This window comes from Helicobacter valdiviensis, from assembly GCF_003245365.1.
Lineage (GTDB): Bacteria > Campylobacterota > Campylobacteria > Campylobacterales > Helicobacteraceae > Helicobacter_D > Helicobacter_D valdiviensis.
Map to the genome: position 1 here is coordinate 50,500 of NZ_NBIU01000007.1, position 26,666 is coordinate 77,165.

33 protein-coding genes and 1 tRNA gene are annotated in these 26,666 nt (G+C 32.2%); 10 read left to right on the plus strand and 24 right to left on the minus strand.

Annotation, left to right across the window (positions count from 1 at the left end; all coding sequences use genetic code 11):
• Positions 1 to 5 precede the first annotated feature (5 nt).
• The 7 genes from B6S12_RS03845 to B6S12_RS03875 all read right to left on the minus strand — a co-directional run bounded on the left by B6S12_RS03845 (position 6) and on the right by B6S12_RS03875 (position 5,926).
• The gene (locus B6S12_RS03845; RefSeq protein WP_111229492.1) at positions 6 to 1,373 is read right to left on the minus strand and encodes a phosphomannomutase/phosphoglucomutase; all 1,368 of its coding nucleotides are present in this window, start codon (positions 1,371 to 1,373) and stop codon (positions 6 to 8) included.
• A 12-nt stretch (positions 1,374 to 1,385) separates the two neighbouring features.
• On the minus strand, positions 1,386 to 2,612 hold the full coding sequence (gene mqnF / locus B6S12_RS03850; RefSeq protein WP_111229493.1) for an aminofutalosine deaminase family hydrolase: 1,227 nt from the start codon (positions 2,610 to 2,612) through the stop codon (positions 1,386 to 1,388).
• Positions 2,612 to 3,466, minus strand: a complete 855-nt coding sequence (locus B6S12_RS03855; RefSeq protein ID WP_111229494.1) for a mechanosensitive ion channel family protein — start codon at positions 3,464 to 3,466, stop codon at positions 2,612 to 2,614. Before B6S12_RS03855 ends, mqnF begins: the two co-directional genes overlap by 1 nt.
• A 9-nt stretch (positions 3,467 to 3,475) precedes the next feature.
• Positions 3,476 to 4,714 carry an amidohydrolase family protein gene (locus B6S12_RS03860; protein ID WP_111229495.1) on the minus strand — a complete coding sequence of 413 codons (1,239 nt, stop codon included), beginning with the start codon at positions 4,712 to 4,714 and terminating at the stop codon, positions 3,476 to 3,478.
• A gap of 12 nt (positions 4,715 to 4,726) precedes the next feature.
• Positions 4,727 to 5,431, minus strand: coding sequence for an SIMPL domain-containing protein (locus B6S12_RS03865; RefSeq protein ID WP_111229496.1), 705 nt, complete (start codon positions 5,429 to 5,431; stop codon positions 4,727 to 4,729).
• A gap of 69 nt (positions 5,432 to 5,500) precedes the next feature.
• Positions 5,501 to 5,577: transfer RNA gene (locus tag B6S12_RS03870), tRNA-Arg, on the minus strand.
• A gap of 61 nt (positions 5,578 to 5,638) precedes the next feature.
• Positions 5,639 to 5,926, minus strand: a complete 288-nt coding sequence (locus B6S12_RS03875) for an HU family DNA-binding protein (RefSeq protein WP_111229497.1) — start codon at positions 5,924 to 5,926, stop codon at positions 5,639 to 5,641.
• Positions 5,927 to 6,104: 178 nt separating this feature from the next.
• On the opposite strand from B6S12_RS03875, the gene gap reads away from it, so the two are divergent.
• From gap to recO, 5 genes are all read left to right on the plus strand, one after another.
• Positions 6,105 to 7,103 carry a type I glyceraldehyde-3-phosphate dehydrogenase gene (gap, locus tag B6S12_RS03880; RefSeq protein WP_111229498.1) on the plus strand — a complete coding sequence of 333 codons (999 nt, stop codon included), beginning with the start codon at positions 6,105 to 6,107 and terminating at the stop codon, positions 7,101 to 7,103.
• The gene (locus B6S12_RS03885) at positions 7,097 to 8,365 is read left to right on the plus strand and encodes a glucose-6-phosphate isomerase (protein WP_111229499.1); all 1,269 of its coding nucleotides are present in this window, start codon (positions 7,097 to 7,099) and stop codon (positions 8,363 to 8,365) included. Before gap ends, B6S12_RS03885 begins: the two co-directional genes overlap by 7 nt.
• 88 nt (positions 8,366 to 8,453) lie before the next feature.
• Positions 8,454 to 9,452 (plus strand): phosphate acetyltransferase, encoded by a 999-nt coding sequence (pta, locus tag B6S12_RS03890; protein ID WP_111229500.1) that lies wholly within the window; start codon positions 8,454 to 8,456, stop codon positions 9,450 to 9,452.
• Positions 9,453 to 9,463: 11 nt separating this feature from the next.
• Complete coding sequence (locus tag B6S12_RS03895; RefSeq protein ID WP_111229501.1) at positions 9,464 to 10,666, plus strand: acetate kinase; 1,203 nt, start codon at positions 9,464 to 9,466, stop codon at positions 10,664 to 10,666.
• A 7-nt stretch (positions 10,667 to 10,673) separates the two neighbouring features.
• The gene (gene recO / locus B6S12_RS03900; protein ID WP_111229502.1) at positions 10,674 to 11,285 is read left to right on the plus strand and encodes a recombination protein RecO; all 612 of its coding nucleotides are present in this window, start codon (positions 10,674 to 10,676) and stop codon (positions 11,283 to 11,285) included.
• Here recO and hisA read toward each other — a convergent pair.
• From hisA to B6S12_RS03920, 4 genes are read right to left on the minus strand one after another with little or no spacing between them, the layout of a single operon-like run.
• A complete protein-coding gene (gene hisA / locus B6S12_RS03905; RefSeq protein ID WP_111229503.1) occupies positions 11,282 to 11,989 on the minus strand; it encodes a 1-(5-phosphoribosyl)-5-[(5-phosphoribosylamino)methylideneamino]imidazole-4-carboxamide isomerase in 708 nt (235 codons plus the stop codon). The genes recO and hisA overlap by 4 nt on opposite strands.
• A gap of 9 nt (positions 11,990 to 11,998) precedes the next feature.
• Complete coding sequence (gene hisH, locus B6S12_RS03910) at positions 11,999 to 12,604, minus strand: imidazole glycerol phosphate synthase subunit HisH (protein ID WP_111229504.1); 606 nt, start codon at positions 12,602 to 12,604, stop codon at positions 11,999 to 12,001.
• Between the two features lie 10 nt (positions 12,605 to 12,614).
• On the minus strand, positions 12,615 to 13,520 hold the full coding sequence (locus B6S12_RS03915; protein WP_111229505.1) for a PDC sensor domain-containing protein: 906 nt from the start codon (positions 13,518 to 13,520) through the stop codon (positions 12,615 to 12,617).
• Between the two features lie 11 nt (positions 13,521 to 13,531).
• Positions 13,532 to 14,350, minus strand: coding sequence for a 3'-5' exonuclease (locus B6S12_RS03920; protein ID WP_111229506.1), 819 nt, complete (start codon positions 14,348 to 14,350; stop codon positions 13,532 to 13,534).
• 89 nt (positions 14,351 to 14,439) lie between these two features.
• On the opposite strand from B6S12_RS03920, the gene B6S12_RS03925 reads away from it, so the two are divergent.
• Complete coding sequence (locus B6S12_RS03925; RefSeq protein ID WP_111229507.1) at positions 14,440 to 15,219, plus strand: pyridoxine 5'-phosphate synthase; 780 nt, start codon at positions 14,440 to 14,442, stop codon at positions 15,217 to 15,219.
• Positions 15,220 to 15,340: 121 nt separating this feature from the next.
• Here B6S12_RS03925 and B6S12_RS11035 read toward each other — a convergent pair whose 3' ends face one another.
• The 6 genes from B6S12_RS11035 to B6S12_RS03955 form a co-directional block, all read right to left on the minus strand.
• On the minus strand, positions 15,341 to 15,487 hold the full coding sequence (locus B6S12_RS11035) for a hypothetical protein (RefSeq protein WP_181450945.1): 147 nt from the start codon (positions 15,485 to 15,487) through the stop codon (positions 15,341 to 15,343).
• A gap of 78 nt (positions 15,488 to 15,565) precedes the next feature.
• The gene (locus tag B6S12_RS03935) at positions 15,566 to 15,781 is read right to left on the minus strand and encodes a hypothetical protein (protein ID WP_111229509.1); all 216 of its coding nucleotides are present in this window, start codon (positions 15,779 to 15,781) and stop codon (positions 15,566 to 15,568) included.
• 384 nt (positions 15,782 to 16,165) lie between these two features.
• Positions 16,166 to 16,462 (minus strand): hypothetical protein, encoded by a 297-nt coding sequence (locus B6S12_RS03940; RefSeq protein ID WP_111229510.1) that lies wholly within the window; start codon positions 16,460 to 16,462, stop codon positions 16,166 to 16,168.
• A gap of 8 nt (positions 16,463 to 16,470) precedes the next feature.
• Positions 16,471 to 16,926 (minus strand): glycoside hydrolase family protein, encoded by a 456-nt coding sequence (locus tag B6S12_RS03945; protein ID WP_111229511.1) that lies wholly within the window; start codon positions 16,924 to 16,926, stop codon positions 16,471 to 16,473.
• Positions 16,927 to 16,929: 3 nt separating this feature from the next.
• Positions 16,930 to 18,393, minus strand: a complete 1,464-nt coding sequence (locus B6S12_RS03950) for a coiled-coil domain-containing protein (RefSeq protein WP_111229512.1) — start codon at positions 18,391 to 18,393, stop codon at positions 16,930 to 16,932.
• A 9-nt stretch (positions 18,394 to 18,402) separates the two neighbouring features.
• On the minus strand, positions 18,403 to 20,220 hold the full coding sequence (locus B6S12_RS03955) for a hypothetical protein (protein WP_111229513.1): 1,818 nt from the start codon (positions 20,218 to 20,220) through the stop codon (positions 18,403 to 18,405).
• A 247-nt stretch (positions 20,221 to 20,467) separates the two neighbouring features.
• Between B6S12_RS03955 and B6S12_RS03960 the strand changes: the two genes are divergently transcribed.
• Positions 20,468 to 21,055, plus strand: a complete 588-nt coding sequence (locus tag B6S12_RS03960; RefSeq protein WP_111229514.1) for a helix-turn-helix domain-containing protein — start codon at positions 20,468 to 20,470, stop codon at positions 21,053 to 21,055.
• Positions 21,056 to 21,315: 260 nt separating this feature from the next.
• Here B6S12_RS03960 and B6S12_RS03965 read toward each other — a convergent pair whose 3' ends face one another.
• Positions 21,316 to 21,543 carry a hypothetical protein gene (locus B6S12_RS03965; protein WP_111229515.1) on the minus strand — a complete coding sequence of 76 codons (228 nt, stop codon included), beginning with the start codon at positions 21,541 to 21,543 and terminating at the stop codon, positions 21,316 to 21,318.
• Between the two features lie 215 nt (positions 21,544 to 21,758).
• On the opposite strand from B6S12_RS03965, the gene B6S12_RS03970 reads away from it, so the two are divergent.
• Genes B6S12_RS03970 through B6S12_RS03980 form a run of 3 tightly spaced genes read left to right on the plus strand, consistent with a single transcriptional unit; the run spans position 21,759 to position 22,986 of the window.
• Positions 21,759 to 21,956 carry a hypothetical protein gene (locus B6S12_RS03970; protein WP_111229516.1) on the plus strand — a complete coding sequence of 66 codons (198 nt, stop codon included), beginning with the start codon at positions 21,759 to 21,761 and terminating at the stop codon, positions 21,954 to 21,956.
• An 11-nt stretch (positions 21,957 to 21,967) separates the two neighbouring features.
• A complete protein-coding gene (locus tag B6S12_RS03975; RefSeq protein ID WP_111229517.1) occupies positions 21,968 to 22,177 on the plus strand; it encodes a hypothetical protein in 210 nt (69 codons plus the stop codon).
• Positions 22,174 to 22,986: a hypothetical protein gene (locus B6S12_RS03980; protein WP_111229518.1), complete on the plus strand. Its 813-nt coding sequence runs from the start codon at positions 22,174 to 22,176 to the stop codon at positions 22,984 to 22,986. Before B6S12_RS03975 ends, B6S12_RS03980 begins: the two co-directional genes overlap by 4 nt.
• A gap of 37 nt (positions 22,987 to 23,023) precedes the next feature.
• Here B6S12_RS03980 and B6S12_RS03985 read toward each other — a convergent pair whose 3' ends face one another.
• The 6 genes from B6S12_RS03985 to B6S12_RS11040 form a co-directional block, all read right to left on the minus strand.
• On the minus strand, positions 23,024 to 23,230 hold the full coding sequence (locus B6S12_RS03985) for a hypothetical protein (RefSeq protein WP_111229519.1): 207 nt from the start codon (positions 23,228 to 23,230) through the stop codon (positions 23,024 to 23,026).
• A gap of 5 nt (positions 23,231 to 23,235) precedes the next feature.
• Positions 23,236 to 24,240: a hypothetical protein gene (locus B6S12_RS03990; protein ID WP_111229520.1), complete on the minus strand. Its 1,005-nt coding sequence runs from the start codon at positions 24,238 to 24,240 to the stop codon at positions 23,236 to 23,238.
• Entirely contained in the window at positions 24,240 to 24,632 is a 393-nt protein-coding gene (locus B6S12_RS03995; protein ID WP_111229521.1) for a hypothetical protein, read from the minus strand. The genes B6S12_RS03990 and B6S12_RS03995 overlap by 1 nt, the downstream gene beginning before the upstream one ends.
• Positions 24,632 to 25,108: a hypothetical protein gene (locus tag B6S12_RS04000; protein ID WP_111229522.1), complete on the minus strand. Its 477-nt coding sequence runs from the start codon at positions 25,106 to 25,108 to the stop codon at positions 24,632 to 24,634. The genes B6S12_RS03995 and B6S12_RS04000 overlap by 1 nt, the downstream gene beginning before the upstream one ends.
• Before the next feature lie 220 nt (positions 25,109 to 25,328).
• Positions 25,329 to 25,760, minus strand: a complete 432-nt coding sequence (locus tag B6S12_RS04005; RefSeq protein WP_111229523.1) for a DUF1353 domain-containing protein — start codon at positions 25,758 to 25,760, stop codon at positions 25,329 to 25,331.
• Positions 25,761 to 26,228: 468 nt separating this feature from the next.
• Positions 26,229 to 26,666 (minus strand): hypothetical protein (locus tag B6S12_RS11040; RefSeq protein ID WP_181450946.1); only part of this gene is annotated, 438 nt, incomplete at its 5' end.

Here is a 26,666-nt window from a genome sequence, read left to right on the forward strand (position 1 = left end):
AACCTTTATCCCACATTTTCTAAAAGTTCTAAAAGCTTCTCTTCATAAAAGTCCATTTTTTCTTTAGATTTTGCTTCAAAGCGGGTAACTAAAACTGGGGTGGTATTACTTGCTCTAATAAGCCCCCAACCCTCTTTAAAAATCACTCTTACTCCATCTATTTCTACAATCTCTACTATTTTGGGAAAATCTTTAGGAGGATTTTTAAGGGCTTCTTTTAGCCTATCAATAAGGATAAATTTTTTCTCATCTGTGCTTTCTATCTTTTTTTCATCTGTAGAATATAATTTAGGCAAATCTTCTAAAACCTTATCAAATGCCATTCCATCTTTTTTCACAAGCTCTAAAAGCCTCAAAAGTGCATAAGTAGCATCATCATAACCAAAATAACGATGCTTAAAGAAAATATGTCCTGAAACCTCAAAAGCCATATCTGCATTTTGTTCTTTTAACATCACTTTTAAATTGCTATGCCCTGTTTTATACATCAATGTCTTGCCGATTTTTGAAATTGCCTCATACATATTTAGCGAACATTTTACCTCGCCTATCACATAAGGATTTTCAATACTATTTGCAAAAATAATAGCAAGCTCATCACCTTTATAAATTTTATCCTTTTTAAGCACTGCCAATCTATCCCCATCTCCATCAAAGGCAAATCCGATTCCACCACTTTTTTGCAATTCTTCTTTGATAAAACTTAAGTTTTTCTCTTCACTAGGATCTGGATGGTGGTTTGGAAAATTCCCATCTGGCTCCATAAATAAGCCTTTATAGTTGATTTTAAGTCTTTTAAATATCTCTGCAACTCCAAGACTTGCCACGCCATTCCCACAATCTATACAAATAGGCACATCTAAACCTTCTAAAGAGCCAAATTCCTTTACCATAAATTCTATATATTTTTCTAATGCGGGTAAAAATTCTGGCTTAACCTCTTTAGTTTGCGGTAAATCTAGCTTGTAAAATTCTTCTTCTAATTTATAGATGTCCTTACCATAAAAAGGTTCTTTTAAAAGCGTAATTTTAAAGCCATTATATTCTTTTGGGTTATGAGAACCTGTAATCATCACGCTTCCATCAAGCCTAATTCCATCAAACTCTTGATAAAGTGCAAAGTAAGCAACCGGCGTAGGAATCTCCCCTAAAGTATAAACCAAAACTCCTGCACTTGCTAAACCTTGAATAAGATAACTAAAAATCTCACAAGAATGTAATCTTGCATCATAGCCCACCGCTATTGTTTTTCCTCCACGCCTTTTTAGTTCTAAACCTATTAAATACCCAATCTTTACAACATTTTCAAAATTTAGCTCTTTAGGATACACTCCTCTTATATCATACTCTCTAAAAATAGATAATTTTTCCATTCTCTTTTTCCTTTAAAGTTCAATCTTTTTACCTGCAATATAAAGTGCCTCTACCTCTTTTGCATAAAGGATTAATTGCAATGCAATTTGATCTTTTGCCTCTAATTTAAAAAGTGCAAAATCGCTCACATAACCCTTTTGCAAAATCCCTGCTTGTATTCCCATAGGATTATCTTTAAAAGCATAATTACTCACCCCCAAAATAAGTTCTTGTGCTAAAGTTTCTAATGGCTCATTTACATAAGCATATAAAGCAATTCTAAGCTCATCTAAAAGACTTAAACTATCATTGGAACTTAAGCCATCTGTTGCAAAAATGGTTTTAAATCCATTTTCTTTAAAATCCTTTAAAGAAAGCATTTTATTATTTAAAAGACGGTTGGATCTAGGACAACTAATTACCTTTGCATTAATTGCTTTTAGCACCTCTCTTATCTCTTGATTTGCTTCTAGTAAATGCACAAAATATGCCCTATGCTCTTTAAAATATTCCAAAAATTCTAAAGGAGTATAAAAAGGCTTACAAGCCTCTCTAAAAAACTTTTCAAAAAACTCCAAAAAATATCCACTCCCCTTTTGCAGCCATTCTAATTCTGCACTAGATTCCAAAAAATGCACACTAAGAGGTAAATTTCCCTCACTTGCTAAAGTAAGAACATCTTTTAATAGTTTAGGATGCACTGAATAAGGAGAATGGATAGCAAGTGCTGGATAAAAGCGATTAGAACTAAATTTTTGACTTTGGGTTAGCCTTTCTTTTAAATTAGAAAATAAAAAAGGTAAAGCCTCTTCTTTGGATCCTATTGCTTCATTAAAATACAGCACACGCAAAGGAGAATTTGCCAAAATCTCTAAATCATATCCATAGCTAGAAATAGCCCCCACAAAGCTCACACCACTTTTTAAATTATCTCTAATGGCTTTTTTTATGCTATCTTCTAGCCCTTCATCCATCAAATATTCTCTATTTTGTATTACACTATCTAGCCAAGATTCAAAACTACCATATTGCAAAATTCCTGCATTTTGGGAAAATTCAAAATGTGTATGTAAATTTGCAAATGCGGGTGTTAAAATACATTTCTCATAAAAAGTAGAGGTTTTTGGATTTTTAGCTAAAAGCTCTTGATAATTCCCAACCTCTAAAATACCTTCCTCATCATATAAAACTCCACCTTCTTTAAGAATACTAAAAGCATCATCACAAACTAATACATGACTTGCACCTATAAGCTCCATTACTCTCCCTTTAAAAGTGGCAAGACTTGCGAAGATTGTGCATTATTAATATTAATATCTAGCTTATTATAAGGTATTTCAATCCCTTGTTTATCAAAAGCAAGCTTAACTTTCTGTGGCAAATTAATCTTTGCACTAAAATAATCTTCACTTTTCACCCAAAATCTTACAAGCAAATCTACACTGCTTGCACCAAGATTATTCACCCCAACAACAGTGGGAGGCTCTTGTAAAACTATTGCATCCTCTTTAAAAATCTCTTCTAAAATTGTCTTTGCTTTTTGCAAATCACTTGTATAAGAAATCCCAAAAATTAAATCCATTCTACGCGTTCTATTAGCATAAATATTTGTAATAGGAGCAGCCACTATGGAAGAATTAGGCAAAATCACTACTTGATTATCTGGGGTAATAAGCTTAGTATGGAAAAGATTGATACTCTCTACAATCCCCATAATTCCCGCTACATTAATCAAATCTCCCTTTTTAAAATGGCGTAAAACCACCAAAATAATTCCACCCGCAAGATTAGATAAAGAATCTTTTAAAGAAAGTGCAATAGCAAGTCCTGCTGTTCCTAAAACTGCAATAATTGAAGTAGTTTTTACTCCTAAGTTACTTAATGCTGTAATAATCACCAAAATCAGCAAAGCTACAAAAGCTACATTTTTAAAAAAGCTTCCAAAAGTTTCATCTTTAGTTGCTTTAATCACTGCCTTTGAAAGATATTTAGAAAGAATTTTTGCAAGATAAAATCCCACAATTAAAATTAAAATTGCACTGATTAAATTAGGCAAAAAATCCACCAACCAATCTAGCATTTTATCCAAAATTAACATTATTCTTGCTTCCATATCTCTTCCTTAAAGAATTTCTCCATCAATGAAGACTTTTTTAACTTTCCCATTTAAAATCCAATCATAATAAGGAGAACTTACCTCGCTAATCACTTCACTCTCTTTAGGATCTAGTAAAACCAAATCCGCATCATATCCTACTTCAATAAGACCTTTATTTTTCTCCACTCCCAAAACTAAAGCAGGGTTATAAGAGATAATCTTACTCATTTCTTGCAAACTTAAATGCATTTCTTTTACAAGCGCACTATAGCATAAAGAATAATAATGCTCTATCATATCCACACCAAAAGAGGCTTCATCAAAAGCTAAATCTTTCTTAGACAAAGAACTTTCTGATTGCAAAGAAGTGATTAAATCAATTTCTCCTTTTTTTAAGCGTTTGACAAATTTTTGTCTTGTTTCTTCACTTTTTAGAGGTGGCTTAATCTTGGCTGCACTGTTATAACCATTGCAAAGATTTTCTGTAAGCATTAAATGATGGATAGAAGTTTGGATAAAAATATCTTTATTTTTTCGCTTTGCTTCTAATAAAATTTCCATAGATCTATCCGCACTTACACTTAAAAATACCGATTTTACCCCCATAAAACAAACTACTTCACTAATCTTTGCCACTTCTTTTGTTTCGCTTAAAGTAGAAATTGCAGGTAGTCCCAATCTCCATGAAAGTTCTCCATCATTCATTACACCATTTGCACTAAGACTTTCATCTTCACAAGCAAAAAACATTGGCATTTTCAACATCAAAGAAAATTCACTTGCACGCTTAAGAATATTTCCCTCTTCACTAGATTGTGTATAAATAGCACAAGCACCTTTTTTATATAAAGTGGATAATTCATTAATACCATAATTCCCACTTGATAGCTTCTCTCCACAACTTGCAACTGCTGGAATAATTTTTGCCTTAAAATCCTCTTTTAAAGCATTTAAAAGCTCCACTCCCATTTCTGTGCTAAGAGCAGGATAACAATCTGGCATTAAAACCCCTAAGGTTACCCCGCCTTTTGCCGCTTTATTAGAAAGCTCAACAAGATTATTTTTAGTAAGTTGAGAATCTTTTACTCTTATATTTAAATCAATCGCACCTGGCAAAAGTATCATACCCTCTGCATTTAAAATCTCTTCCTCTGCATTAGGCAAAATACTTCTAGCCACCTTTGTAATCTTGCCTCCCTCAATCCTTACATCTCCTCTTTGCTCTTGCTTAGCATCACAAATCATCGCACCTTTAATAATCATTTTAATCCCTTATCAATCTTTTAAATAATATTCTATGGTAGAAACAACACGCACACTTTTGACATAAGGAGTATTATTATCGCGATTTGTTATGCTAAATTGCCCCTGCGTTGCACTTTTAATCTTTCCCAATGTGCTTTTAGAATCTTGTGCAAACTTATTGGCAACCTCTCTTGCATTAATCGTAGCTTCTTCAATCATTTGTGGTTTAAGCTCATTAAGCTTAGTATAAAGATACTCTACTTCATAATCATTTATTTTAATGATTATTCCTTCTTTTCCTAATTCTGCAAGTTTTGTTAAAATCTCTCTACCCAATTCTACTTGTTTAGTATAGAGCAATACCTTTCCAGTTCCCAAATAACGATAAGTAACATTTTTATCCTCACCATACATATTGCCAAGCCTATCTGTTACTACAGGAGTTTTTAAAGTAATTTCACTAGATTGGATTCCATTTTTTACAAGGAAATCCATAAGTTTTTTAGAATCTTGATCTAAATCTCTATAAAGTGCATTCAAATCATTATTTGTTTTACTAAATTGGATAGGCAAAATCATCACATCTGCATTGACTTCTTTTTGACTTAATCCCTTTACCACAACGCTTCTTTCTTTTTCTCTAAACTCAAACGCTATCTTGCCTATGCCATACACAAACACCACACTACTTAGTAACAAAAAAATCCCAAGTATTCCTGCACTTAGCTTTCCCATCTTGTTTCCTTGCAATAAATTCATTCTTTGTTATTTTACAAAAAAAATTATAAAGTTTTGCTATAAAGGTGGTGTCCACGATGCGATTCGAACGCATGGCCTCACGATTAGGAATCGTGTGCTCTATCCAGCTGAGCTACGAGGACTAATGTAAGATTTTATATGTGTTTTAGATTTTAGAAAGCTCCTCCAAAGGAGGAAAAGAAGTTATTTTTTTGCAGCTGCAACAGCGTCTTTAAGACCTTTTCCAGCTTTGAATTTTGGAACAAACTTATCTTTAGTTTTGTATTTTTTGTTTGTTCCTGGAACTGTTCCTTCTTTACCTTTTTGAAGAACTGTTTCAAATTTACCAAAGCCTACAAGCTCAATGCTTTCTTTTTTAGCTAAAGCTTTCTCAACTGCTGCTACAAAAGAACTGATTGCTCTTTCTGCTTCTTTCTTAGTTTCAAACTCGCCTACTTCTTTTACTAGATCGACAAACTCTGACTTGTTCATCTTTAGAACCTCCGTTTTTTAAAATAAAACATCGTTATTGTAGCATAAAATTAGCACTTTGCAACAAATCTTAATTAAAAATTTAAAAAATAACACCATAATTTTGCCTTCTTTAATAAAATTTACACTACAATCAAGCGTTTTTTCCATCTTTAAAAAATAATTAAAAGGAATTTTAATGGCATTAAAAGTAGCAGTAAATGGAACAGGAAGAATTGGACTTTGTGTGTGTAAAATCTTAGCAGAAAGAGAAGATTTGGAGCTTGTAGCTATCAACTCAACTACACCCATAGATACTCTTATTCATCTTTTAAAATACGATTCTGTGCATAAAAGTAGTGAAGTTACAAAAATAGATGAAAATACACTAAGTATCGGCAAACAAAAAAATATTGCACTCATTAGCACAAGAGAAATCAAAGAAATAAACTTTGGAAAATATGGAGCTAAAGTAGTCTTAGAATGCACAGGTGCATTTAATGATTTACAAAAAGCAAGTGCACACCTTTATGGAGGAATAGAACGCGTTGTTATTTCTGCACCCGCGAAAGATACTCCTACATTTGTTTATGGTGTTAATCACACAAAATATAATAATGAACCTGTAATTTCTAATGCAAGTTGCACTACCAACGCACTTGCTCCTCTTGTAAAAATATTGCATTCTAACTTCAATATAGAAAGTGGCTTAATGACAACTATCCACAGCTACACAAACGATCAAAATCTAGTAGATTCTAAACATAAAGATTTAAGAAGAGCAAGAGCTGCTGCACTCAATATGATACCTACTTCAACAGGAGCTGCCAAAGCTATTGGGCTTGTTATGCCAGAACTTGCAGGAAAATTAAACGGCTTATCCATCCGCGTTCCAACTCCTGATGTAAGTTTAGTGGATTTAACTTGCATTCTTAGCAAAGAAGTAAGCAAAGAACTCATTAATGAAACTTTCTTACAAGCTTCCAAAAATGAGTTTAAAAATCTCCTTTTAATAGATGAAGACAAAAGAGTATCTGGTGATTTCATAGGTGATAGCCATAGCAGTATTTTTATTCCTGATTGCACTTTTGTTGCTACACCAAATCACATAAAAGTGAGTGCTTGGTATGATAATGAGTGGGGATATTCTTGCCGTCTTGTAGATATGGCTTATTTTGTTGGAGAAAGCATTTGCTAAAACTTTGGGATAATTTCAATAACTTTCTTGGAGATAGGCCTAATCTTTTTGCACCCAAAAATTTAGAATTTTTCTTTAAAAAAGTGGTGAGTGAGAAAAGTAACGATTCTAGTGGCTATTACCACTTACCTTTTGCAAACTTAGATTATATTGACAACTATCTAAAACAAGAACAAAATTTTTTAGAAAAAATAAAATGCCTTATAATTATAGGCATTGGTGGAAGTTCTTTAGGCGCTAAAGCAATTGATGCACTCCTTTCCCATCAAGCAAATAGAAAAAAAATCAAGCTCCGCTTTTTAGAACACACAGATCCTATTATGATTCAAAAAGAGCTTACAAGAATAAATCCACTAGAAACCCTTTTTGTTGTGATTTCAAAATCAGGTTTAACCATAGAAACCACTTCACTTTTTAAATTTATCTTAGCAAAATATAAGCTCTTGCAAGATGCTAATAAAAAACATCTTTTAGTCATCACCGATAGAGATTCTCCTCTTTCTTTATGGGCTAAGAGTGAAAAAATACAATATTTTTGCATTGATAAAAACATTGGCGGAAGGTTTTCTGTCTTAAGTGCTGTTGGCTTAATCCCTCTTGCACTCTTAGGTTATGATGTTAAAAAAATCCTAAAGGGTGCTGCAAATATTAGCCATTTATTTTTTGAAAACCCTACTAATTCCATTCTCAAAAAAGCTCTATTTTTAGCCAAAGGGGAAAATGCCTACCCCATTAATGTGCTTTTTTCTTATAGCAGTGTTTTTAGACATTTTAATTCTTGGTATGTCCAACTATGGGGAGAATCTTTGGGTAAATTAGACGCTTATGAACAAAGAAGAGGTTTAACTCCTATTGCACTTATTGGTAGCATTGATCAGCATTCATTTTTACAACTCATCATGCAAGGCCCTAAAAACAAAAGTGTTACTTTTTTAAACATTGAAAAATCCTCGCAAAAATCCCTTTATATCCCAGATATTAGCCTAAAGGGGCTAGAGGATACAGACTTTGTCAATCAAGCCTCTTTTAACACTCTTTTAAAGCTCCAATGCCAATCTACAAAAGAAAGTATTATTTCTCAAGATGTGCCTGTAGATTCCATCTCTGTTAGCTTTTTAAACGAAGAAAGCGTTGGAAGTCTCATCTTTTATTATGAATTGCTTACTTCTTGTGTAGGTATTATGTTACATATTGATACATATAACCAACCCGGTGTTGAATTTGGTAAAAAAATACTAAGGGAAAAATTTACACACTCTTAAATTTTTTACCATATTTTTTACTTTTTTATACTTCCTTCACACTAAAAATTCTACAATAGATTTAACAAATCAAATAAAAGGAATGTAAATGGGTTTTATAGAAGAAGTCAAAAACAAAGCAAAAGCAAATCTACAAACCATTGTTCTACCAGAAACCAATGATATAAGAACGCTACAAGCAGCACATACTATTTTAAAAGAAAAAATAGCCAATCTTATTTTAATAGGTGATGAAGCACAAATCAAACAAGAAGCTAAGGATTTGAATTTAGAAGGTGCAACCTTTATTAATCCGCAATCTTGTGATGAGCTTGAAAATTATGTAGAACTTTTTGTTAAGCTAAGAGGACATAAAGGATTAAGCGAAAAATCTGCACGCGCAATGCTTTTAGAAAATCCGCTTTATTTTGGCGTAGCACTTGTTAAAAGCAAAAAAGCTGATGGTATGGTAGCAGGTGCAATCAACTCTACTGCTGATGTGCTTAGAGCCTCTTTACAAATTCTAGGAACTAAAAAAACTTCCAAACTTGTTTCTGCATTTTTTATTATGGTAGTTCCAAATTGCGAATATGGAGAAAATGGAGTTTTTATCTTCTCTGATAGTGGCTTAGTGCAAAATCCAAATGCAGAAGAACTAGCTTCAATTGCAATCGATTCTGCTTATAGTTTTAAGGCTTTAGTGGGTGCTGAACCTGTTGTGGCAATGCTCTCTCACTCCACAAAAGGAAGTGCAAAACATCCTGATGTAGATAAAGTGATTGAAGCCACAGCACTCGCAAAGGCTCTTGATTCAAGCATTGCACTTGATGGGGAATTCCAACTAGATGCAGCAATAGTCCCAAGTGTAGGTGCTTCCAAAGCTCCCCAAAGCACTTGTGCTGGAAAGGCAAATGTATTAGTCTTCCCTGATTTAGATGCAGGAAATATCGGCTATAAACTTGTCCAAAGACTAGCAAAAGCAGAAGCCTATGGACCTATTACACAAGGAATTAGTGCGCCAGTAAATGACCTCTCACGAGGTTGTAGTGCTGAAGATATTGTAGGTGTAGTAGCTATTACCGCACTTCAAGCACAGCAACAAAAATAAGGAGATAAAAAATGGATATTTTAGTAATAAATTGTGGTAGTTCTTCTTTAAAATACCAACTCATCAATGCAAACACTGAAGAAGTTTTAGCAAGTGGAATATGCGATAGAATAGGAATTAGTGGTGGTTCTTTTAGCTATAAGGCAAAAAACAAAGATAAAATCACACAAGAAGTGGAGCTAAAAGATCATGAAGTAGCTATTGGGATTGTTTTAAATACGCTTATTGATAAAGATATAGGTATTCTCTCTTCTCTTAGTGAAATTAAAGCCATAGGACACAGAATTGTGCATGGTGGAGAACATTTTACAAAATCTGCACTTATTAATGAAGAAGTCATTAGACACATAGAAGAATGTGCAGACTTAGCACCCTTACACAATCCCGCACATCTTCTAGGTATCAAAGCCTGTAAGCATTTAATGCCACAAACTCCTATGGTAGCTGTTTTTGATACAGCATTCCATCAAACTATGCCACCGCGTGCTTTTATCTATGGGCTTCCTTATGAATATTATGAAAAATATAAAATCCGTCGCTATGGTTTCCATGGGACAAGCCATAGCTATGTTTCAAAACGCACTGCCGAATTTTTAGGTATTCGTTTAGAAAATTCTAAAATCATCACTTGCCATTTAGGTAATGGTTCTAGCATTTGTGCGATTGAGAATGGAAAAAGTGTAGATACAAGTATGGGACTTACACCGCTTGAGGGCTTAGTAATGGGAACTAGAAGCGGGGATTTAGATCCTGCTATTATTGATTACATTGCCCAAAAAGAAAACAAAAGCACACAAGAAGTGCTAAATATTCTTAATAAAAAATCAGGGGTTTTAGGTATTTCTGGACTTTCTAGTGATTTTAGAGATTTACTAGCAGCAGATGAAAAAGGTGATTTAAAAGCAAGATTTGCAAGAGAGGTTTTTGCCTACCGCGTAGCAAAATACATTGGCTCTTACACAGCTGCACTTAGCGGGGTAGATGCCATTGTCTTTTGTGCAGGAGTAGGAGAAAATGCAAAATTCATAAGAGGAAAAATCGTTTCTCATTTGCAATTTTTAGGAATCACTTTAGATGAAGAAGCAAACTTACAAACCGTAGGTAAAGAAGGTATTATCTCTACAAAAGATTCTAAGGTAAAAGTTTGCGTAATCCCAACCAACGAAGAATTAATGATTGCGCGTGATACTTTAGAGATTGTAAGTAAGCTATAAGGACAAAATGCAAGGCTACATTCTTCATACACAAAAGGTTAGAGAGGAAGATTTATTAGTAAAGGTGCTAAGTCCTAAGCAACTTTACACTCTCTACCGCTTCTATGGTGCTAGACATAGCATTATTCACTTAGGCAATAAAATTGATTTTTATATAGAAAAAGACTTAAGAGAAATTGGAAAATTGCGTGATCCTATCCATCTTGGATTTGCGTGGGAAAAAGAAATGCAAAAACGCTATTTTTGGCAACAATTTCTAAAACTTCTCCATACACATCTAAAAGATATTAGCACACTAGAAGATTTTTATTTTAATCTCTTAGAAGAAGGCTCTATGCGTCTTTTAAAGGAAAATCCCAAACGCACAATCTTAAATCTTTACATTAAGCTTTTAAATTTTGAAGGACGCAATAATTCCTTGCAAAGCTGTTTAATCTGTGAAGGAATATTAAATGAAGAAGTTTGCATTACAAGAGGTTTTGTATGTGCACATCCTCATTGCTTAAAGGGAGAAATCCTAACTTTCTCCCATCTAGAAAATCTTTTTAACTTACAAATAGAACTTTTAGAAGACGATGAAGTTGATAAACTTTGGAATGTCCTTATGCTTGGGCTTTAAGCAAATTTTTTAAAAGCTTCTTTTAAGTCAATTTTGCCCTCATAAAAAGCCTTTCCTACAATCACTCCATCTATTTTTTCGCTTTGTAATCTCTCCAAATCCTCTAAACTTGAAACCCCTCCGCTTGCAATCACAAAATGCCCACTTGCCTCTTTAATGCCTTTTGTAAAATCTACATTTACTCCACTTAGCATACCATCACAACTAATATCAGTGCAAATGATTCCCAAAATCTTACTTTCTTTAAACTCTTTTGCAAATTCTAGCGCTAAAATGCTCTCACTCTCTACCCAACCTTGCGTTGCTACATAACCATTCTTTGCATCAATTCCAATAATAATAGGATAGTCTTTAGCCAAAGTTTTTGCCAAAGTAGGATTTTTTAACGCCATAGATCCTAAAATCACCCTATTTACACCAATATTTAGATATTCTTTAATCGTGGCTTCATCTCTTATCCCACCACCTACTTCTACTTTTAAATTTGTGTTTTGTGTGATACTTAAAATCACTTCTTTATTTTTAGGTGTTCCGCATATTGCACCATCTAAATCTACAATATGCAAAATCTCTGCTCCCATTCCTTCTATCAACTTTGCAAACTCCAAAGGGCTTTTATCATAGATTTTTGCACTCTCCATATCCCCTTGTTTTAGCCTTACAACATTACCTTCTTTTAAATCAATAGCGGGTATAATCTGCATATATTCTCCTTAAATTCTCACAAAATTTTCTAAAATTTTTAAACCTACATCATGCGATTTTTCAGGATGAGGCTGGATACCAAAAACATTATCCTTTTGCACAATAGAAGAAAAAGAAACTCCATATTCACTAATTGCTAGTGCATTTTCCTGATTTTCTACATAAAAACTATGCACAAAATAAAGATAAAACCTCTCTTCTACTCCTGCCAATAAAGGACTTTCTTTTATCTTTAAAACTTCATTCCAACCTACATGAGGAATTTTAAATCCTCTATCTAAAGCTTTATCAAAAGGTAAAACATCTCCTTTTAAAAAACAAAGTCCCTCACTCTCTCCAAACTCAAAACTACGCTCAAATAATAATTGCATTCCAAGGCAAATCCCAAGAAGAGGTTTTCCGCTTTTTACATACTCTTCTAATGCTTCTTTTAATCCTCTTTCTTTTAAATGTAAAACAGCTTCTTTAAAAGCCCCAACACCTGGCAAAACCAAATGCGAACATAAAAGCAATTCTTCAACTTCTCTAACTATCTTGGCTTTAGCTCCCACTTTCAAAAAAGCATTTTGCACGCTTGCAAGATTTCCCATTTTATAATCTACAATTCCAAGCATACAATCCTCTTTAATCTTTTCGTGCAAAAGCTGTAAATTTCACATAAATTGACAAGCCTATCAACAAAAGCGTAACCCCTACAATCAAATACACCGCATAAATAATTTTTTCTGGCTCAATAATAGTAAATTTAAATACAAGCATTAAAGCTTCAATCGCTAATGCAATTACAATAGATCCTAAAAACCTTATCATTGTTTTATGCACCATTTTAGAATCTTGAGATTTTTGCCTACCTAATACTTCTTCTTCAAAAATTGCTCGCACCAAATCAAAAATTGCAAGTGAGAGTGTGATTAAAATAGTTGCTTCAAACACATCTTTAATATCTAACCCATCAAATTTCTGCAAGGATCCAAACAAGCTAATCCCCCCTTTTACCAAAAGGAGTGCACACACCATAAATAGAGCAAAAGACATCCCTGCATACATAAATTTTCTAAAATTAGAAAAAAAGCCAAAAAGTGGCATAGGACGCACAAGCAAACTTGTTTTCTCTAAAGGTATATCTAAACACACCACATACATAAGCTTTCCTTTTTCATTATACAAAGGATAAGCAGCACTAACAACTAGATTTCCACTTGCTAATGAGGGATAAGGATCGGTTAAAATACATTTTTTCTCTCTAACTGCACGATAAAAATATGCTCTATCGTTATGGTTTTCGCCCTTTTTGCATTGTAAATTTGCATCACTACTTATAGCATCAATAGCTAGATTACCACTCGCATCCAACACATACAAAAGTTCAAAAAGCCCTACCTCTTTTTGTATCTTTTGCATTCCATCAATAATCTTATTAAGTTCAATATGGGGCAAGTGATTTTTAATATTGCGTTGAAACAAAAAACATAAATAAGCGCGTATTTCATAACGCATTTCACTAAACTGCACAATATCTTTAGAGAGCATTTTTTTCCTTTTTAAACTTCAATTTGCTTTTGTATTGTATCAAAAAAGTAACTATGGTATGCTTTATCTTTTGGCAATTTCTCTTGCCAATCTCTTAAGATATTCTTATAATCTTCATGCGTTAAATTTCCTTGTAAAAGCTCATAATTTAGATACACACCATAGGTATTTAACACATCACTCTGGCAATATTCATCAATCTTTTCATATTTATTTTGATAATACAAATCCAAAACCATATCCCCATGCACATCATATTTACCAGGAAATCCCACTAAATTTGCCACCACATCTAGTTTCAACCCTCTAATATTAAATCCTCCAAGCACATCTAATAAATCTGTATGAAAACGCTCGCTATAGCGTTGGCGATAATTTTCCCATTTATTTTTATTGTATTGTGGATTATCCACCTCAAAATAAGCATTTGCACTAATTTTATACTTCATCGCTCTAAGTAAAAGCATAGGCACATCAAAACCACGCCCATTAAAACTTACTAATTTAGGCTGATTTTTATTAAGATAATCAAAAAAAGCTAAGAGTAGGGATTTTTCTCTCTCTTCTTTGCTTTCTCCTATGCTTTTAAAATTTCCCACTTTTTTAAAATTCCCATACTCATCACAAAATACCGCAGAAATAGAAACCACTTGATGAAAAGGCAAAGGTAGAAACTCACTTCCACTAAGCTCACTTTGAATCTCTTGAGCTTTTTTTGAAATCTCCAAATCCTCTTCGCTCTCAAAACCTCTTTTTTGAAATTCTCCTGCAAAAACTTGTTTAATCAGCTCTACATCCGGTATTGTCTCACAATCAAAAACCATAACCATTTTAAAAAACCTTTTATAAATATTCAAACACTTATTTTAAAGAATTTTTGGTTAGAATATCTTTTTTATCCACTATAAAAGGGACAAAAATGTTACTTGGAGTAAATATTGATCATATTGCCACACTAAGAGAAGCAAGAGCGATTAACGATCCAGATCCGCTTGAAGCAGTTTTTATAGCCAAAAGAGCAGGTGCAGACCAAATTACTTTACACCTAAGAGAAGATAGACGCCATATGCATGATAGTGATGTAGAACGCATTATCCAATCTTCGTTTTTGCCTATTAATGTAGAATCTTCTATCAATCCACAAATTATTGAATTTCTTTTAAAACTCCGGCCGCACCGCATTACACTTGTCCCAGAAAATAGACAAGAAATCACAACAGAGGGTGGCTTAGATGTATTAGGAAATTTTACAAGAATACAAGAGATAACCAAAGAATGCAAAAAGATAGGCACAGAGGTTTCGCTTTTTATTGATACCAACCTAGAAACTCTTTGTAGCACAAAAGAAGTAGGGGCAGATATGGTGGAACTCCATACAGGAACTTATGCAAATCTCCATCTTATGCTTTTTTCTAATCTATCACGCACACAGCATTCTATAAAAGAATTAGAACTCCCAAAGGAAGAGCTAAAAGAACTTTATTTAAACTCTATTAAAGATTTACAAAACGCCTCTAAAGAAGCCAAATGGCTAGGATTAGAAGTTGCTGCAGGACATGGGCTAAACTACCACAACCTAACACCTATTTTACAAATCCAAGAAATTATAGAACTAAATATAGGACAAAGTATCATCGCAAAATCTATCTTTACGGGTTTAGAAAATGCCATTAAAGAAATGGTAGAATTAATAAAATAAAAGGCAAAAAGAAAAGATTCTAACCTGCTTATTTTAACTTCGCTGGGGTTGTGAATTCCTCATTACGCGAGGAAGGACACAAGTGTCCTTTCCAAACCCCTGAAGGCTCTGTGCCACTACGCTACGCTTGCGGGGAGCTTCGCTTTTTAATTTCTTTTATTTTAACTTCGCAAGAAGGCAAAGCCTCCTCTTGCAATGAAGGACAGCAGGCTGTCCTTTCAAATCCCCATACAAGCGAAGCGTTATCCACAAACGAAGTGCAGTGCAAAAAGGCTCCGCGCTACTTCGTGAGGGAGCTTTGCTTTTTAACTTTAATCCTCTCTTGTAAGATTTTTGCAATCTCACTTTATTTTGTGCAATCTTTGGCAATTTGTTCTACCTTCAAAAAATAAAGCGATAAATTTTTATGGCTTTCAAAGCTCCCATCCTCTTTTGGCTTTTTGGGTAAAACTAGATTACATTTAATAGGTATTAGCACCTCTTTTGTTTGCATTTTTACAATGGGTTTAGCACTACAACCTATAAAGATAAGACAAAGCAGAGATAAAAATAAAATTTTCATAAACAACCTTTAAAAATTTAAGATATTTTAGGATTTTTAAAAGTTTAAATTAAGGGTTAAAAAAATTTTTTTATGTTATAATCTTTTTAGTCCATTTGGTAGATGGATAAAAAAGTTTATGGTAACCTAGTTGTGTTTTAGCCTAGCTCTCTTGTAGGGTTGGGCTTTTTTTTTGGCTAATTTTTGGGCTTGTGGGTGGGAAAACACAAAGAACTAGGAGTCCATAATGGATTTTTTAAATTTATTCATTGCAGTTGTTGCAGTATTTATCACTCTTTTTAGAGAGGAGATAAGGGCGTTTTTGTTAAAAAACAAAAATAGATGACTGCCAACCATAAACTTTCTACTATAAGGACTTACCACCCTTATAGTAGTTTTAATCTTTTAATTTTTCCCAAGCTCTAAAAATAAGCTTTTATAAGCCTCTAACTCACTTTGGCAACTTGTATCTTTTAAAAAAACCTTTTGCACTCTTTCTACACTTAAAGGCTCTAGCGATTGCTTTACTTCTAAAGCCTTAAAAGCTTTGTTTTGTTCTTCTAATGCCTTACTTAGTGTTTTTGTATTGGCATTTTCTAAGCTTAATCTTAGCTCTAAATTCTCGTTTTCTTTTAACTCGGTTTTATAAAGAAAACCCAAAAAAAGAGCTAAACAAGCCAAAAAGGCAGTTAAATATTTCATATAAATCCTTATTCTAAAATGAGATTGATAATTTCATAAGCTCTATTTTTAACTTGTCTAAACCATTTAGAGTTTTTAAGCTCCATTGCTGCTTTTTGATAGTCTTTTTGTTCTAATGCACTAATGGCTTTTTTAAAACTCAAAAAACCTCTAAAACCAAGATTATAAACCATATCTACTAGTGCGGCTTGTTTTTTATAATCTAACTCCTTAAAAAACGAAAAATGAGAAACTAAAAGCTCATAATCCTTACTAAGTTCTTTTTCTAGCCAAGAGAGTGCTAATTCTTTGCTAACCTCTCCATTAATTAATAAAGCCTCTTCCTCTTTAGTGAGTGGGTTTGCTTCTAAATTCCTACCATAGCCTATTGTTTTAAAACCAGCGGGGCAAATATAACTTTTTGCACTAAAGCCTTCAAATCTTGCAGTAAGTGGTATAATGAATGCTAAAACTTGTCTTTTCATTTTTTATCCTTTCGTATTTAAAGTTAAATCTTTTAATTTTTGTTCTAAAATTCCTTCTAACCCTAAACTTTTGCAAAGTTCATCGCTTAAGGTTAGTTGGTGTTGTATTTTTTGTTTGATTTGTTCTTTTAGATAGAGAATATTTTGTGCGATTTTGCTTTCTTCTAATTCATCTTTAAAGCTTAGGTTTTGTAGTTGTTTTGTCAATATTTCTTCTTTTTCTTTTAAAGATAAAAGAATGCTTTTTTTATTTCTTAAAGCAAAGATTTTAAAAGTTTTTTCTCTTATGCTTATTCTTAAATCTTTAACTTTGTTAAAAATCTCTTCTACATCAAGCATTAAAATATTTTCTAAATTGTCATGCTTGTTTTGTAAAAGTAGTAATTTATCTATTAGATCTTTATAGTTTAAACTTTCTATTTTTTCATTTAAAATTTTAATAGAATCTAATAAAGCTAAAAGTTCCTTTTCTTTGGCTCTTTTTTCTTCTTGTTTTTGTAGGAGAGTATTTTGCAAGTTTTCTTTATTTTGTGTTTGTTCTTCTTTAGCACTTAGAAGTTCTTCATCTTCTAAAAGGATTTTATCTATCTCTTCTTTTAATTCTTTTGTTTGCAAGTTTAGTCTTTCTAAAGATGCTCTTAACTCCTCTCTTTTATCTTCTTTTTGTAAGAGTATGGATTTTTGCTCCTCTAGCTCTTTTGCTTTAGCTTCTGTATTTGTGATATTTTCTTGGATAAACTTTGTTTCTTCTTCTAATTGCGTGATGAGAATTTTTGTGCTTTCTAGCTCTTGTGTAATTTTTTCTAGCTCTTCTTTTGTAAAAATTGCTTGGTTTTTAATCTCTTCTAATTGGCTTTTTGCAAGATTAGCTAAGGTTTGTGCTTCTTGGTTTAACTCTAAGAGTTTTGCTTCTTTTTTAAGCTTTTTTGCATTTTCATAAAAGCTAGGGAGTTGCTCTAGTTTTATAAACTCTTCAAACTTTGGATTTTTTGGCAAAAGTCTAAGATTTGGATTTTTTTTGTATTCTTCTTCATCATGCAGATAAATTTGTTTTGGGCTTCTTGTTTTAATAAAATCTAAATAAGCTATCCATTTGCTATTATCACTACTCGCCCAATATGCAAGAGCATTTAAAGCACTATTACTAGCACCTGTTGAGCTTGGAATGCTTGTGTAGTTTTGGTTTTTATAAGGAAAAGTATAAGGCACTAGTGACCTTAAAACTGCAACTGTAATGTAATTACCATAAAGATAGCCACCTAAGCAATAAAAATCTAAAATTCTTCCAGTATCCACACTACCGCTCGCACCACTTGTAGCTTTAGCAATGGGATATTTTTTTAAAAAATACTCACAAAGCTCATAGTCTTGATACTCTTTAGAATTTGCTAAAATGTTATCAATATTTCTTATTTCTTCTTCTTTTTCTCTTAGTTTTATAAGAGTTTGTTTATAGGCTTCTAGCATACTTTTGCCTTAAATTCTAGCTAACAAAATTTGAGAAGTTGCATAACAATAATAGGCAAAAAAGCTTCTACCGCTCATGCTACCAGGTGCTATTCTAAAATAAAAAGGAGCTAGAAAACTCACAATATTTTGTGAATTATCCACAGCAATCACTCCAGACTTGCCAAGCCCTCCCCAGTGTGCTACCCCAATACTTCCTCTGCCAGTCATATTAATATGGAAATTAACACTTTGCCTAAAGTCAATTTTAGGAGCAGTTTGGTTTCCTAAACTTCTATGCCCTCCCTTATAATCTACATAAAGCTTTCTTGCTAGATGTGTATCGGCTGTAGGGTTTGTGTTGCAGGTTGGATTGATTGCAAAATTAGCATTCTTTTTAAAATAGCTATCGTTAAAAAATTGATTGATACCATAAGCATTTAGTGCAGCTCTTAGGGTTGCTGTGCTTAGTGCTTCTAGTGTAGTGGTTTTTGTATGGGCGGTTGTTATGATGTTTGGAAAAGTTATTGTGCCTTCAAATTTTGGAGGCTTTTTAAAGTTTGCAACTTCTAAAAAATTAACCCCTTTGCTAAAGTCAGCATTTTCTAAATTTACTTTACCTATAAAGGTGTGAGAACTAGCATTAAAAATATTTTCATTTCCTAATTGATTGTTTTTTGTAAAAAGTTCTTGTGCATAAAGGGTAGAAAAACGCTTAATGCCTTGTATTTCTTGTTCTCCATCTTTAAAAACTGCATCGTGTAAAATTTCAGAAATTAAGGCTTTTAATAACTCATCTTGGCTATCTACATAAAATTTAGTGGTTAAATCCTTTGGCGATGTTGGAGTTAGTGTAGTCTTGTTATCTTCATCGTAGATTTTTTGCAACTCTTCATTTTTAGAATCTAGATGGGTTTGTAATTGTGTTTTTTGCTCTTGTAAAGCTTCTAATTCTTTTTGTATCTCATCTAATCTTCTTTGTTCTTCTAGGGCTTCTAATTCTTTTTGTGCGATTTGTATTTTTAAATTTAAAGCCTCCTCGCTCTCTTTATCTTCCAAAGCTTCAAAAACTTTTTTGAGTTCTTCTAGCTCTTCTTTAGCTTTTAGGGAGCTTTGTTCTTCTTGTAAGTTTTTTATGCTCTCTTCTAGTTGTTTTAAAGTAGAATTGCTTTGTGTGATTTCTTCTTCTAACTCATCTCTTTTTGGATTCTCTAAAACAGGTTTATTAGGGATTAATTCTTGAATTTTTAAAAACTCATCTCTTGAGACAAATTTATGGATTTCTAGGGCTTCTTTAAACTCATTTTGCAAGTTTAAAAGATTTTCTCTTAGCTCTTTTGCTTTTTGTATAAGTTCTTCTTGCAAATCCTCTTTTAAAGTTTTATTCTCATCCATTAAAGCTCTTAATGCTTTGATATTTTCTTCATATTCTTTTAGGGAATTTAATAAAAAGCTCACTTCTTCTTTGTAAGTTAAAATCTCATCTTTGATATTTTCTAAATCTTTTTTTAAAAGTTGTTGGGAGGAGAGTTCTTGCTCTATTTTAGAGTCTAAATCTTCTAAAATGCTTATAGATTCTTCATAGGTTTTTTTGATAGCCTCTTGCTTATAGGCAATATCCTTTTCTTTTTTAGTGATACTCTCTTCAAGATTTTTACAAGTTAAAAGGATTTCTTTAAATTCTTTAGTGAGATTCTCATTTTCTTGTGTTTGTGTATCATACTTGCCTTTTAAAAAAAGGAAGGTTTGGTAAATATCTTGTGCTAAAAGTAGCGTATTTTGGATTTGTTTAACAAAAGCGGGTTCTTCTAAGAGTTCGCTAAGTTTTGGTAGTTCGTTTTGTTGCATTTAAAATCCTTGTTTAATAAAATCCACTTTATTCTTACAAATAATCATTTTGCAAGAATAAAACAGAATAAGACCAACACTTGCTTTAGAGAAAGAAGGAGAAAAGACTAAAAGCAAGTGTTAAATCTTAAAAGGAATTTTGGCATTTTTAAAAACTACTTTTAAGGGTTAAGAAATAACCCTTTAAAAGCAAAAAAGTTTTAGCTAGGATTGTTTAAAAACAAAAAGTGAAGCTAAAAGGATTGTAATGATAAAAAACAAACAAGAAATTAAAATTTATTATCTAACCCATACCCAAAGCCCAAAAGCTGTAGCAGAGCTTTTTAACATAAATTATAGAACACTTATGTCTTGGATAGAAAAAGAAGGTTGGGAGGCAGGAAGTGCAATACAAAAAAGCACAAATAGCTTAAAAGGAGAGCTTATAAAAAGAGAATTTGGCACGATTTTAACACAAAAAGGAGAGGAGATAAAATCCCAAATTAAACAAAATCTAGGCGATGAAGCCTATAAAATTGATTCTATAATTTTAAACAATATGCTTGAAAGTAGCACAGAAGAACTTCTACTAGGGGCTATGAGTGCAAACTTTATCCAAAAAAATCTAGCACTTAGTGCTATGATAGCAAAAAATGAGCTAATGAAAATGGTAAATTTAAGAGTAGAGCATAAAGCCGACCCTATGGTGATTGCATGTGCGGAGAAATACCAAAAAATGCTACTTGAGATGCAAAATGCCCTTTATGGTAAAGCACCCATGATTAAAGAGGAAAATACTGCAAGTTTAGAAGAGCTAAGCGATAGGGAACTTTTAGAAATGTTAAAAGAACCATAAACAAAAGCATACTATTAGGCTTTTTCAAATACCTTTATTGCCATAATAGAAAGGACAAAAAGCTATTAATGCAAATGTAGCACAATGTATTCCTATTATTCTAACTTTTTTAATTGACACCTTCTTGTAAGCTTTGTCAATTACTCCTTATTGCAATGCTAGGCTATATTTCAACTTAAACGCTTTTAATCACTATGGCAATAGCAGTTAAAAAGCTAATCATTCCAATTACAATGGCAGATACTGCTAAGATTTCCATTTTAAAGCTCTCCTATTTCTCTAATCAGTTTAAATATTTTTACTTGTAGTATAACTACGCTAATACCAAGAAAACCAATAGCAAAAAGACTTAAAACTAGAACCATAAAACTAGTTTCATTCATTTTGGTGAAAATAAATGCTATTAACGCTAGTAATGAAGTCAATGCAAAATTTCTATAAGTTTTTAATTCTTCAAGTTCTGCTTTCTTTCTATCAAGCGGTGGCATTTCTTCCCTTTTTTTGTTATAGGCAAATTATAGCTAAAATTTTACATTTTGCAAATAAAGACAACCAAACAATTCCTCCAAGCAAAACGAAAGCTTTAAAATAAAAGGGTAGAAAGGACACAAAACAACCCTTTTAAAGCCATTTTGCTAAAAAATAAAACTTTTTTAAGTTAATCCTATTAAAATAAATCATAATTTAATTTAAGGGATGTGTTATGGATACTCTTGGTGCAATTTTTTTATTTGTAGTTGTTTTAAGTCCTTTTGTTTTTGTGGGATTTATTTTTGGGAGAAAATATAGGCAAAGAGAGATAGCCTTACTAGAAAAAGAAAACGCTAAACAAAGAGAAGAGATTAGAGAACTTTTAGAAAAATATACACAGCTTTCTATAGAGCTTGCAAAAATAATTTAAGGGAGTTTAAGATGTATTTAGAATTCTTTTTTGTATTAATTCTTATTGTTTTATTGATAGCTAGTGCATTTTATACTAAAAGCAAAGAGCAAAGAGCTTTATCAAGAGAAATTAGAGAATTACAGCAAGAAAACGCTAAACAAAGAGAAGAAATTAGAGAACTTTTGACAAAATATACACAACTTTGTATTTATGTAACTTCACAAAGGCAAGAGAGATGAGAAAATATTTTTTATTGCTTTTGCTTGGAATTGGTTTGGCTTTTGCGGGAATTTATGATAAATGTTTGCCCAGTGAAATGGATTTTAAACTTGATGATAATATAAAAAAGTTAAAAGGGCAAGGGTTGATAAAAATCATACAAGAAGATGGTAAAAAATATGAAGAATATCATCTATATAAAGATATAAGGTTGTTTGTCAAAAATGGCAGAATAGAAGCAGTGCGAGAAAAAGACTCTAATCTATTAAAAGAACCAGCCCAAAGTGATTTTTTAATAAACAATGGGTATTCTCTTGTAGAAACAATAGATGATGTTGAAGTTTATGAAAATGTCTTTTGCACTTTTGCAGTAAATAATGCTGAAAATTTTGTAACGATTATGAAACCATCAGAGAGAGAAGTGAATCTTCCACTTATAAAAATAGAAAAAGAATGCTTACCAGATGGCTATAATATTTACTTGGGGGAAGAGCTAAAAAGTGTTGAAAAAAAGCTTCTTATAATGAATCCAGTAGGACCAGATAAAAACTTTATAAAAAGTAAGGACGACCCAGATGCTTTGTTTTTAACTAGAGCGAATAGGAGTTTTATGCTTATTTCTTTTAAAGATAATAGATTAATTGCTATTGTTATACTTAGTTCTCCTCTTTCAAAAGGGGATAATTTTAGAAAATTTTTAAAAAATAAAAAATATCATCTTGTAGAAGAAAACGAAGAAGGAGAATCTTATAGGGCAGGAAATTGTGCGGTAATAAAAGATAAAGAATATGGTTTGATTTCAATTATTAGTATAAGTCATTTAAGATAAAAGAGTGGCTCTTTTATCTTAAATTTATAAATAATATTTATTTGATAATTTCTATTTTGCTTTCTTTGTTGCTTTTTATTAAGCCTTCTTTTTTTAGTAGGTTTTCATAAGTTAGATTTCCACTATCTCTTACTTCTTTTAAAGACTCTAGGAATTTTAGATTTTTTTCGTATTTGTCTTGGAAATAAGATATTTTTTTAGAATCAATACCTTTAATTTTTGCAGCTTCTAACTGATTTTTCATTGTATTTAAAATATTTTCATATGCAGGAATAAGTGCAGAGATTGCCTCTTCATTATTTCTTGCAAAAGTTCCATAACTATCTTATACATATCTATTTTTGAATTGCTTAATTGATTAGAACCTGTTAAAAACATCCCTATTTGTAGTGCGTTGGCATTATCTCTTGTTCTAAAGTCTGAATTTTCTCTACCAAGTGGAGAAAGACCAAAAGACCATTTATGAAGTCCTCTTAAAAATCCATTCCCCCAACCACTATTTTTAAGTTTTCCTTTTAAAATTTCTTTTGAATTATCCAAGAGAGTAGAAGCATTACTTAAAGTATCAATCGTTTTACTTTGGTTGGCATTTTTTAAAGCAATGTCTTTAGAGCTTGTATCATAATTCACAAAATCCGCAGTAGCTTGTTCTTTTAGTGTTAAAGGTTCTCCATTATCTAGTTTCTCTCTAATTTTTAAAAGAGGATCTTTAGGGGGTGTGGTGCTTAAATGGCTTTCTATTAATTTGGCGTTATCTTGTGGCGTATTTGTTCGTGTAGTGGGTATTTTATAACCATTATAAACACCTAATAATTTATTTCTATAATTTTCTTGTTCTATTTTTGGTTTTGCGATTTGCTCTTGTAGATTTAAAGTTTTATTTTTTATATCAAGTCCATAAATGCCTAGTTGGTAATTTCTTTGGTTGTTACTCTTAGCTTCTTTTAGGCTCTCTTCTTGTAAAGAGATGGATTTATCTTGATAATCTTTTCTATCTTTTAGGCTTTGTTCTTGCAAAGAGATTGTTTTGTCTTGATAGTTTTTTCTATCCTCTTGCTCTTTTAGTAAAAAATTATTTTGGAATTCTTGCTGTTTGTCTGCTTTGATTTTATTGTTTTGGTTTTGTAAAAATGCTAGTGCATTGTTAAATCCGCCTAAGAGTGCATTGCTTGGGGCGTTATAATCTGTGGTTTTTATGTTATGTGCTAAAAGTCCTAAAGTTTGGTTTCCTGTGTTAATGGGGGGTAGTGGCATTATTCTTCTCCTTGTGTTAGTTTTAAATCCAGTTCTAAAAAGTTTGTAGGTGCTAAATATACAAAGCCTTTATTAATATTTATCTCATAAACTTCTAAAAATTCTTTTATAAGGCGATCTTCTAAATTCTCTTTGTTTAAAAGTGCATAATCTAGCACTAAAAAGGGGAGTGTGCTAAAGTCATATGCTTTCTTTGCATCGCTAAAATCCAAAATCCCCTCTCCTTTATACACAAAAAAGACATTTTTAAAGCTATCTTCATAATATTCTCCATCTTGCGTGAGGGGGAGTTTATTAAGTCCTTTTTTAAGCTCTAATTCTCCTAAAATTTGTCCAAAAGCATTTTTATAAGTTGCTTTGTTTGGATTGTATGGATAGTTTAGCTCTCTCATTACTCACGCTCTGTGGGTAGCTTATAGAGTTTTGCAGCGTCTCTAATCTCTTTTGTAGCGGCATCCCTTTCTGATTTTAGCTCATTATAACGCTTATTTTCTATGTTGTATTGATTTTCTAATAAATCATTCATTCTTTTTTGCTCTCCTAGTGCTTTTTTAGCATTTTTATATCCACTAATCCCACCAAGAATGGAGCTAGCAGCACCAAAGGCACTTAGAGAGTTTGAAAAGGCACTAGAACCCAAAAAATCTCCAAAATTAAAGCCATTATTTGCAAGTTGCGAGCTTTTTGTAAGAGTATCATCAATAATCCCAAAATTACTCCAAGAAAGTGGGCTAGTTGTGCTTTTAATAGCGTTATTTACTCCGCTTTGAAAATAATTGTGGATAATCCAAAATTCATAATCTCTCCTTAAAATAAATTCGCATTTGTGATAACATTTAAAAGATTTTGGATTTTTTAAGAAGCACATACGCTAAGTATGCTAACTTCCTAAAAAATCCAAAAAACTTATAAAGCTCACCAGCAACTACTAGAATTTTTGTGTTTCTCTTGTTTTTTGGATTTGTAAAAATTCTAGCAGTTGCGGTATATAGCGGTAGCTTTTAAAAAAATTTGGGAAGGTTAGCGGACTTTGTGTCCGTGCCTTTCAAAATTTTTTAAATCTGCCACTAGATGTCTTGAATGCGAATTTACTTTCCAAAATATCTAATTTTTACAAAAAATCTCACTGCATAATAAATCACAAAACTTTTAAGCTTAGAAACGCCAAGAGCTAAACAAGCCTCTTTTAGCAATAAATCCGCTATTTTTCTATCTATTTTGCCTTTTTTAGAAAGAACGCAAAGAAAATCATGCAAAACATAAGCTTTTGTGGGTTTTCCTACGGGGCTTATAATGTTTTGAAAGATGAGAGGAACGCTCCCAAAATCTGTTATGAAATTTTTTGGCACTTCAATAAAGGGGGGAGTATTTTTGTCTCTTTTTAAAATTCCACTTTCTAGCAAAGGCACTAAGATTTCCTCTTCCAATTCTTGCAGAAAATAAAATCTAAAATCATCGGTTAAAATAAAACGCTCATTGCTTTTTAAAATTGTTTTTAAATAGCTTTTTTCTAAATCCATTTTTTAGCCTTTTATGAGAAATTTAGAACATTTTAGAACAAAAAGAAATTAAATTTAAGGGTTAAGAAAGATTAAAAAAGGCAAAAAGAAAAGATTCTAACCTGCTTATTTTAACTTCGCAGAGGAGCAAAGCCCCTCTTTGTGACAAGGAAGATCCGCTCCCTTGACCCACCTAAAGCCCCCGTCCCACTACGCTACGCTTGCGGGGAGCTTTGCTCTTTGCCTTTAGAAGAATTTTTTAAAATGCTTTAAGTCTAAGTTAAGCAGGTATTAACTAGAATCTTATTGAATTTATATGAAGTATTTTTCTAGTTTCTTTTTGAAACTAGAATGAGAACTATTAAAGAAATTATAAATAGAATTATTAATTCCATACTAGCTCCTTTTTATATCTTCTAAAAGACAATAAAAACAAAGCTTAAAGCATTAAAATTATAGCATAAAATTAAAGTATCCCTACAAGTTGTGCTAATTCCAATACATAGAAATTTGGGAAACTAAACTAGGACTTGTAAATATATTATAGCGATTCGCAATATTAACATTATAAAAATGCGATATTGCAGTCGAAAAAAGACCATATCTATATTTTAAGGTTAAAGTTTCTTTTGTTTTGGGGACTTCTAAAATATTTTTATTTATGCCAATATTTGTGGCAATTAATTTTGTAGGAGTGTTTAAAGGAAACCTAAGAGGGCTATATGATGGGTTTGAATTATCTAATAAATAAATAAAGCTCGTAGTTCTTGGAAAACTAACATTTTGTTGCGTATAAGTTTCCATCTCTATAAAAAACTCTCTTACACCATCAAAAAGACTATTCACAAATGGAGTTCCACTCACTAGCAAAAATTCTTTTTTGTAATGATAGGTTTTTCCATTAGAAGCTAAATGCCCCCCCCCCCC